The sequence below is a fragment of the Streptococcus sanguinis genome, from assembly GCF_003943735.1.
Lineage (GTDB): Bacteria > Bacillota > Bacilli > Lactobacillales > Streptococcaceae > Streptococcus > Streptococcus sanguinis_E.
In genome coordinates this window covers 68,457-75,969 of sequence record NZ_RJMV01000009.1, presented here as the reverse complement: position 1 = coordinate 75,969, position 7,513 = coordinate 68,457, and the positions used below count along the sequence as shown (strand labels likewise).

The window sequence follows — 7,513 nt, the reverse complement described above, 5'->3', positions numbered from 1 at the left end:
CATAACGACTTTGGAACAAGAAAAACAGTTAATGAAGTCATATCAGATTCAACGAAAACAATTGCTGATTATTTGCTGGAACGGTAACAAAATAATTTAATGGTGAATATTCTTAAAAAAATTAAAACTAAAACCTATAAAAATAATGATTTAATAAATAATATAGATTTAAATCCAAAGGGATCTAATATGTTAAAATTAAGTCAATTAATTAATGCTACTTATAATGTTGAAGTCGATTACTATATTCCTCTTACGATTGAGGTTTCAGGAATTCCTTCTTATGCCGAAAAGAATTATTTTCGTTTAGTAAAGGAAAATAGTTTACTCGAAATATGAATTGATATAGAGTCTCACCAATTAATGAATATTATTTTAGTCCAAATTTCAAGTGCAAGTTTAGTTGATCAAATAGTAGTAAAGGAAATAGCTGATAAACAAGGTTGTCCTGTTTTCCAAAGTGATATTTCATTCACAAATGGCCTGCATGATATAAATCAGTCCTTTGATGTATTCTTGTCAAGAGAAATTTTGAAGATTCGGTTAATTGATGTGGAAGAAACATCTTATCTAACGAATGGTCGAGTAAAATTAGGTTTTTCTCAAGATGGGATACTAGTGAGTATTTTACTGTTGGATTTAACAGATAAAGAATACGCAGATTTTAAAAGATAGTTTTAAATTATACTGAATATTTTTCTTTGTAAAAAGTATTACTTACTTATAGATAGTTAAACGATTTGATTGTGAAGCTTGATTTAGATGGAAAGAACAAATGGCTAAAATAAAAATAATCTCATTTGATGATACAGATGATATTATTATTCAAATTGGTGATAAAAAACTTGAAGCGATGATATCTATAGCCCTGTATAATCTTAAAGAAGGAGAAGAATATGATGCAGAATTAACGTTCTATATGTTTGGAGATTTTAAATTACAATTAGCTGCTAATGAAAGATATGATATCACTCATATTGAAAATTACTCTTATACTATAACAGGAAAAATGATTGACTCAGAAACAATTGATGTTGGATTTCCTATCACAAGTGAGTGGTTAGCAGATTATTCCTATCTAGTCGGTCAGTATGTTACATGTAAACTTGATAGGTTAGAAGTGAACTTTTTGTAAAATATACTTTTCCTACTGAAGAACGGGAAATTGTTCTATAAATTTCTGCATTACAAATCAAAAACTTCTAACTAACTTACAATGCTATCATTCATAACTTAATAAAAAGTTTTTTGACTGATAATCATCAAAATAACAGCTCTGTACAATTGCAGAACTGTTATTTGTTTTTCTTTATTTTTTCTACATCCAGTGGCATGAAAGTCGCCATAACTCGACCGATTAGTTTAGGTTCTTCCTCATGCGGGATAAACTTATCACTGTATTTTTTATTAAGGGAAATTAGACGAATACCGGATGGATCGTTGAAGACTCTTTTTATAATGGTTTGACCGTCATAGTCAATAGCATAGATAGCGCCAGCAAGCTCGAAATGAGTCTGCTTGATTAGCGCTACGGAATCTCTTGGATACTTGGGCTCTAACGAGTCAGTTCGTACCCAAAGGGCAATATCGTAGTCAATTTCTCTGTCCAGCCAGACTAAATCAGCTTGTTCAGGCTTATGCTGAGAGAGATAGTAATTCTCATAGACCAAGTAGGGGAAGTAGTCATCCTTTAAGCTGGCTTGTGTTTCTTGCTCAGTCAGGCTAGCTTCCAGTAGCTTTAATCCTTGCTCCTGTCTGTTTTGGTCAAGTTGTTGATAAATACGATTTAAATCGGGGAATTGCTGAGGGATGTCAGCGATTAGTCGATAACGAGGGTCGATTTCTTCAACCTCCACCTCAAAAAATCTTGCAATCTTTTCTAAATTGGCTGCGATAGGCAAAGATGTCCCTTTGATATAGCCAGTTAGTGTACTAGCAGGAATGCCTGTTTCACGAGATAGTTCGACTTGTTTTTTACCTGTTTCCTTGAGAAGTTCTTTGAGCTTTTTAGAAATGAGAAGACTTGCTTCCTTGTCTTGGGGGCTTGCGGCGCCTCTTCCTCTGGCCATAATATCAACTCCTTTACTTGTTTCAATTATAGCGAATTAAATCGAAAAAGTAAAGGGTTAGGTTAATTATTTGAGCCTAATCCTTTACTTTTTTAGATACTGTATTAAATTTCGTAGCCCATTAAGATTCCGCCTTCCTCAGCGTAGAAGCTGCATAGACCTGAAGTCGGCACCGTTTCGATTTGCGCTTGAGGATACTTTTCTTGTACCAGTTGGCTAATTTGCTGGCAGAATTTTTCGTTATTGCGGTGAGCGATGATGAGTCGGCCGCCCTTGTAACCGGCTTTAAGTAGCTCTTCGATAGCAGAAGCAAGGGCCTTTTTCGGACCGCGTGCCTTTTGCAGAAGCTCTAGCGTGCCAGTCTGGCTAGCTTCACCGACCATGCGGATATTAAGCAAGCCGACAACGGTTCCCAGAAGTTTGCTAAGCCGGCCGTTTTTGACCAAGTTATCCACCTTTGCCAGAACGAAGAGAAGCTTAGTTTTCTCTTGATAGCGATTAATGACTTCAACGACTTCATCAAAGCTGAGATCTTGCTGGATGAGTTCATTGAGTTTAGTCACTAGTAAGTCCACCTCGCCGCCAGCAGAAAGACTATCAATGACATGAATCTGTGCGTCAGGATGTTCTTCCAAAAAGATTTTCTTAGCAACCTGTGCACTATTATTGCTGCCAGATAGAGTGCCGGTGATAGTCACCACAAAGATCTTGTCAGCTCCCTCAAAGGTTTTGAGATAGTCATCTGGACTAGGGCAGGCAGACTTTGAAGCAGTAGCAGAAGCATACATCTTCTCCATCATCAGGTCAATATCAAGCTGCTTATCATCTACAAAGATTTCATTTTCCACTTGAATGGTCAAGGGAACACTTTCAAATTGGGTGTCTTTGGCCAAGTTTGCCATTTCACGAAAGTCACAGCCAGAGTCAGCTATAATTTTCCAAGTCATATTTTTCTCCTTTTTTGTCAAGTATGTACAATAAAAAAATTGACAAAAAACCTGTCTTTTTTTAAAATTATAACATGAAGGATGCTTACTAGAAAGCGGAAACTGTCAGCTGAGACAAGAGGGAAGAAATTGTTATGTCGGAAAAGAAAATATCGGAAAAATCACTCGCGAATTTAAAGAAATACAATCAGGAATCCAATCAAATCACGAGAGAGTCTCTGGAAATTTCTCTCATGCAGCTGCTGGAGAAGAAGGAACTCAAAAAAATTACGATTTCAGAGCTGGTTGAGCGAGCTGGAGTTTCCCGCGCAGCGTTTTACCGCAATTATAGCTCTAAAGAGCAGATTCTAGAAGAGATTTTTAAAAACACTGTTCAAGGTATTACGGATAAATTAGAAGAGTTTAACTTTAAAACGGAGATGTACCAGATTTGGCTTTTTCTTTTTAAGGAAGCCAAGAAAGAAGCTCGGGTTATCAGTCTAGCTATTGACTATAATTTTGAAAAGCTGCTGACTCAGGCCGTATTTGACTTTTTGGAAAAGCGCAATCGCAATGCTAAGAAAACGACTAACTCTTACATGAATTCCTTCTGGAGTTCGGCAGTTGTTTCCGTTCTTTCCAAGTGGATTAAGGACGGCATGAAAGTTCCAGCTGAAAAAATAGCTTCTTTAGGCCTACCTCTTTTCCCACAGAAAAAGAAATCAAATAAAAACAAGTGAGTCATTAGGGCTCGCTTGTTTTTAGCTTCTGTAAGAAGCTGTTCAGTTCTTTTTGGTCCCTTAATTCGTAGAATTTCTGAGGAAAGGTTTGTCTGATTCTCTTATATCTTGCCAGTGCTGTCTGACGCCGTCCATTCCAAAGAACCCAGCAGGTAAACTCCCAGTCAAACTTTTCAGGGCAGCCTGGAGCCATGCTTTCTCTGGTCCGATTGCGGTATTTTAAATAGCGTTTGAAAGCTCGATAGAGGCAGTTCCAGCGAGAGAAGTTCAGAAAGATGATTTGGTCGGCTTCTTCCATCCGCCGTTCATAAAAACACCAAGAGTAGTTGCCATCAATAATCCAGTCGGTATTTTTTGACAAAAAATCATTCATCTGTTCACTCATCCAATCACGGTCGCTATCCTTCCAGCCAGGTTGGAACTGCAATCTATCCATGTGAAGTTTGGGAATGGAGTAGTGGTTGGACAGTTGTGCTGCTAGAGTGGATTTGCCAGAGCCGGAATAACCAATAATTGCTATTTTCATCCTTTTCTCCTTTGTGTGAGAAACAAAAAAAGCTCCTGAGAGCTCCCTTTGTATGCATTATTTAGCAAGTTTAGCTGAAAGGCGTGCTTTATCGCGGCTTGCTTTGTTTTTGTGGATCAAACCTTTTGTTTCTGCTTTATCGATAGCTGAGCTAGCAGCACGGAAAAGTTCTTCAGATGGGTTTGCTTCAAATGCTTTGATTGCAGTACGCATAGCTGACTTTTGAGCTGAGTTCTTTTCGTTATGTTTCACGTTCAATTCAGCGCGTTTGATAGCTGATTTAATGTTTGCCAAGTTGTTTCACCTCCATTGAAAATACTAACTATCTAATTATATATGAAAAGTTAGGATTTGACAAGCTTTTTTATTTTTTTAAGTAAATTTCATCAATTTCATGATTTCCAGCTTTGTGCAGGATAATTTCTGCCCGATTGCGAGTTGGCTCAATGTAGTCTAGCAGGTTGACAAGGTTAATGCTTTTCCAGACATTATGGGCGAAGGTTACTACTTCCTCTTCTGATTGAGTGGTGAAGCGGTGGTAGTAGTTTTTGGGGTCGTTTTCAGCCAGCGTCAGCATTTTTTTAAAGCGATCCAGATACCAGTTTTCAATGTTTTCGACTTCTGCATCGACATAGATAGAAAAGTCAAAGAAGTCTGTCATATAGAGACGCTCGTTCTGAGGATTCTGGAAAACATTGATGCCTTCAACAATGACAAAGTCAGCAGCCTTTACCCCTTGCATTTCCTGAGGGACGATATCATAAGTTTCATGCGAGTAGACTGGAATTTGGAAATCCTGACCGTTTTTTATGCTATCCAGAAAGGAAAGAAGCAGCTCCATATTATAGCTTTCTGGAAAACCCTTGCGGTTTAAAATGCCATGATCTTCCAAGGTTTTATTCGGAAATAAAAAACCATCTGTGGTAACTAGCTCGACAGTTGCATTTGAAAAAGTCCGAGAAAGCAGAATCTGCAGCAAACGGCTGGTGGTGGATTTCCCAACGGCCACACTGCCAGAAACTCCGATAATAAAGGGCTGTTTCCGGCTTTCCTTTTGTAGAAAAATCCCCTTGGAAAAAGCCAAGTCTTCCTTAGAACGTTTATAAATCTGAATGAGATTGGTCAAGGGTAAATAGATGTCCGTCACGTCCTGCAGGCTAATCTTGTCATTGAAACTTTTGATAGAGTTGAGTTCAGCCTGAGTCAGGGGCGGAGTTGTTTTGCGGTGCAGGTTTTGCCAAGTATGGCGGCTGATTTTTTCAAAGTGAAGAAATTCGTTAGTCATAAGTTACTCCTGTATGATGGACTTTAGTATAACATACTTTTTGGAGAAATGAAAACGATTTACAAATCTAGGAAAATTATGATAAAATGGTTGTATGACTAAAATGTATTTTGCAGAAAATCCTGATGCCAAACACGATATTCATGAATTAAATGTGGAACTGTTAGGACAGCGGCTGACTTTTTTGACAGATGCTGGTGTCTTCAGTAAAAAGATGATTGATTATGGCAGTCGGGTCCTTTTGTCTGTCTTGGACTTTGAAGCTGGAGAACGGGTCTTGGATGTTGGCTGCGGCTATGGCCCTTTAGGTTTGAGCTTAGCCAAAGCGTACGGAGTGGCTGCGACCATGGTAGATATCAACCAGCGGGCCTTGGACTTGGCTCAGAAGAATGCTGAGAGGAATCAGGTATCTGCTCATATCTTCCAGTCAAATGTCTATGAAAAGGTCAGTGGCATTTTCGACCATATTATCAGTAATCCGCCTATTCGTGCTGGTAAGCAAGTCGTACACGAAGTCATCAGCGGAAGCTATGAGCATTTGACAGAAGGCGGTGATTTGACCCTTGTGATTCAGAAAAAGCAGGGAGCACCCAGTGCCAAGTCAAAGATGGAAGCTATCTTCGGTAATTGTGAGATTGTTAAGAAGGACAAAGGCTACTATATACTAAGGAGCGAAAAATAGGATGCGTGCTGTAGATATTATCCAAAAGAAGAGAGACGGTCTGGAACTGACCAGTCAGGAAATCCAGTGGCTGATTGAGGGTTATGTGGACGGGACTGTGCCAGACTATCAGATGGCAGCCTTTGCGATGGCTGTCTATTTTAAAGGCATGACGACTCGGGAAATTTCGGATTTAACCATGACCATGGTTGGAACTGGAGAGCAGTTTAACTTGTCAGAAATCGCGGGAATAAAAGTAGATAAACATTCTACTGGCGGTGTTGGTGATAAAGTAACTCTGGTCTTGGTACCATTGGTGGCTAGTTTTGGTGTGCCTGTTGCTAAAATGAGCGGCCGCGGTCTGGGTCATACTGGTGGAACCATTGATAAATTGGAATCCATTAAAGGATTTCAGGTAGAGCGCAGTCAGGAAGACTTTATCAAGCAGGTGCAGGAAATCGGCTTGTCAGTAATCGGTCAGTCTGATCAGTTGGTGCTAGCGGATAAGTTGCTCTATGCTTTGCGAGATGTAACAGCAACTGTTGATACAATTCCGCTGATAGCAAGCTCTGTCATGAGTAAAAAGATTGCTGCAGGTGCCGATAGCATCCTTCTGGATGTGACGGTCGGTGAAGGCGCCTTTATGAAAAATATAGATGATGCTCGCGTGTTAGCACGAACTATGGTGGATTTGGGCAAGGCTGTCGACAGAAAAACAGTAGCTGTTTTGACAGATATGAGTCAGCCTTTGGGAACCAGCATTGGCAATCGTCTGGAAATCATAGAAGCCTTGGATATCTTGCAGGGCAAGGGCCGTGAAGACATCACAACTTTCATTTGTGAGTTGGCGCAAATTATGCTCGAACTAGCAGATGTTGAGAAAACGGTGGAAGAAGTGAGAGAACAGCTGACCAACGGTGCTGCTTTGAAGAAGTTTGAAGCTATGATTGCTGCTCAAGGCGGTGACTTGGAAGACCTCTATCGTCCATCAAGTGCAGCTCATATTATAGAAGTGAAAGCAGAACAGGCAGGTTATATCACTGAACTGCCTGCTATGGAGTTCGGACTCTTTGCCATGAGACTTGGAGCAGGACGCGCGGTCAAATCTGACGACTTGGATTATGAAACTGGAATTGTTTTCGAAAAGAAAGTCGGAGACAAGGTCGAAATTGGAGAAGTTTTCGCAAAAATTTATTCAAATGAAAAAATTTCTCAAGAACTAGTTACAGAATTTCAAAAAAATGTTAAAATAGGTGATGAAAGCGTTGCAGTAAGCGAGATTATCGAGGTTATTGCTTAATTCTAG

General features: G+C 39.5%; 11 protein-coding genes. 6 read left to right on the top strand and 5 right to left on the bottom strand.

The features are described 5' to 3' along the window. The first annotated feature begins 99 nt into the window (after window positions 1–99). The 3 genes from D8877_RS12455 to D8877_RS09340 all read left to right on the top strand — a co-directional run bounded on the left by D8877_RS12455 (window position 100) and on the right by D8877_RS09340 (window position 1,135). Window positions 100–339 (top strand): hypothetical protein, encoded by a 240-nt coding sequence (locus tag D8877_RS12455; protein WP_260468724.1) that lies wholly within the window; start codon window positions 100–102, stop codon window positions 337–339. Window positions 340–363: 24 nt separating this feature from the next. Further along, the gene (locus D8877_RS12450) at window positions 364–675 is read left to right on the top strand and encodes a hypothetical protein (RefSeq protein ID WP_260468723.1); all 312 of its coding nucleotides are present in this window, start codon (window positions 364–366) and stop codon (window positions 673–675) included. Window positions 676–775: 100 nt separating this feature from the next. Further along, window positions 776–1,135: a UCP019853 family protein gene (locus tag D8877_RS09340; protein WP_061591863.1), complete on the top strand. Its 360-nt coding sequence runs from the start codon at window positions 776–778 to the stop codon at window positions 1,133–1,135. Window positions 1,136–1,295: 160 nt separating this feature from the next. Here the strand turns inward: D8877_RS09340 and D8877_RS09335 are convergent, their stop codons facing one another. Then, on the bottom strand, window positions 1,296–2,069 hold the full coding sequence (locus tag D8877_RS09335) for an XRE family transcriptional regulator (protein ID WP_061591862.1): 774 nt from the start codon (window positions 2,067–2,069) through the stop codon (window positions 1,296–1,298). 104 nt (window positions 2,070–2,173) lie between these two features. After that, on the bottom strand, window positions 2,174–3,016 hold the full coding sequence (locus D8877_RS09330) for a DegV family protein (RefSeq protein ID WP_061591861.1): 843 nt from the start codon (window positions 3,014–3,016) through the stop codon (window positions 2,174–2,176). Between the two features lie 134 nt (window positions 3,017–3,150). Here D8877_RS09330 and D8877_RS09325 point away from each other — a divergent pair, with 134 nt between their 5' ends. Continuing rightward, window positions 3,151–3,735 carry a TetR/AcrR family transcriptional regulator gene (locus D8877_RS09325; protein ID WP_002906696.1) on the top strand — a complete coding sequence of 195 codons (585 nt, stop codon included), beginning with the start codon at window positions 3,151–3,153 and terminating at the stop codon, window positions 3,733–3,735. A gap of 4 nt (window positions 3,736–3,739) precedes the next feature. Here D8877_RS09325 and D8877_RS09320 read toward each other — a convergent pair whose 3' ends face one another. The 3 genes from D8877_RS09320 to coaA all read right to left on the bottom strand — a co-directional run bounded on the left by D8877_RS09320 (window position 3,740) and on the right by coaA (window position 5,546). Continuing rightward, entirely contained in the window at window positions 3,740–4,261 is a 522-nt protein-coding gene (locus tag D8877_RS09320; RefSeq protein ID WP_125341275.1) for a DNA topology modulation protein, read from the bottom strand. A 57-nt stretch (window positions 4,262–4,318) separates the two neighbouring features. Next, the gene (gene rpsT / locus D8877_RS09315; protein ID WP_002895661.1) at window positions 4,319–4,555 is read right to left on the bottom strand and encodes a 30S ribosomal protein S20; all 237 of its coding nucleotides are present in this window, start codon (window positions 4,553–4,555) and stop codon (window positions 4,319–4,321) included. 70 nt (window positions 4,556–4,625) lie between these two features. Then, on the bottom strand, window positions 4,626–5,546 hold the full coding sequence (gene coaA, locus D8877_RS09310) for a type I pantothenate kinase (protein ID WP_125341274.1): 921 nt from the start codon (window positions 5,544–5,546) through the stop codon (window positions 4,626–4,628). Window positions 5,547–5,640: 94 nt separating this feature from the next. Between coaA and D8877_RS09305 the strand changes: the two genes are divergently transcribed. Both D8877_RS09305 and D8877_RS09300 read left to right on the top strand, forming a co-directional pair. After that, window positions 5,641–6,228: a class I SAM-dependent methyltransferase gene (locus tag D8877_RS09305; RefSeq protein WP_125341273.1), complete on the top strand. Its 588-nt coding sequence runs from the start codon at window positions 5,641–5,643 to the stop codon at window positions 6,226–6,228. A gap of 1 nt (window position 6,229) precedes the next feature. Then, window positions 6,230–7,507, top strand: a complete 1,278-nt coding sequence (locus D8877_RS09300; protein ID WP_125341272.1) for a pyrimidine-nucleoside phosphorylase — start codon at window positions 6,230–6,232, stop codon at window positions 7,505–7,507. Window positions 7,508–7,513: the final 6 nt, after the last annotated feature.

Excerpts from the sequence above, each read along its gene's own strand:
- D8877_RS12455 (WP_260468724.1), top strand. The coding sequence starts at position 100 with ATGGTGAATATTCTTAAAAAAATTAAAACTAAAACCTATAAAAATAAT.
- D8877_RS12450 (WP_260468723.1), top strand. The coding sequence starts at position 364 with ATGAATATTATTTTAGTCCAAATTTCAAGTGCAAGTTTAGTTGATCAA.
- D8877_RS09340 (WP_061591863.1), top strand. The coding sequence starts at position 776 with ATGGCTAAAATAAAAATAATCTCATTTGATGATACAGATGATATTATT.
- D8877_RS09335 (WP_061591862.1), bottom strand. The coding sequence starts at position 2,069 with ATGGCCAGAGGAAGAGGCGCCGCAAGCCCCCAAGACAAGGAAGCAAGT.
- D8877_RS09330 (WP_061591861.1), bottom strand. The coding sequence starts at position 3,016 with ATGACTTGGAAAATTATAGCTGACTCTGGCTGTGACTTTCGTGAAATG.
- D8877_RS09325 (WP_002906696.1), top strand. The coding sequence starts at position 3,151 with ATGTCGGAAAAGAAAATATCGGAAAAATCACTCGCGAATTTAAAGAAA.
- D8877_RS09320 (WP_125341275.1), bottom strand. The coding sequence starts at position 4,261 with ATGAAAATAGCAATTATTGGTTATTCCGGCTCTGGCAAATCCACTCTA.
- coaA (WP_125341274.1), bottom strand. The coding sequence starts at position 5,546 with ATGACTAACGAATTTCTTCACTTTGAAAAAATCAGCCGCCATACTTGG.
- D8877_RS09305 (WP_125341273.1), top strand. The coding sequence starts at position 5,641 with ATGACTAAAATGTATTTTGCAGAAAATCCTGATGCCAAACACGATATT.
- D8877_RS09300 (WP_125341272.1), top strand. The coding sequence starts at position 6,230 with ATGCGTGCTGTAGATATTATCCAAAAGAAGAGAGACGGTCTGGAACTG.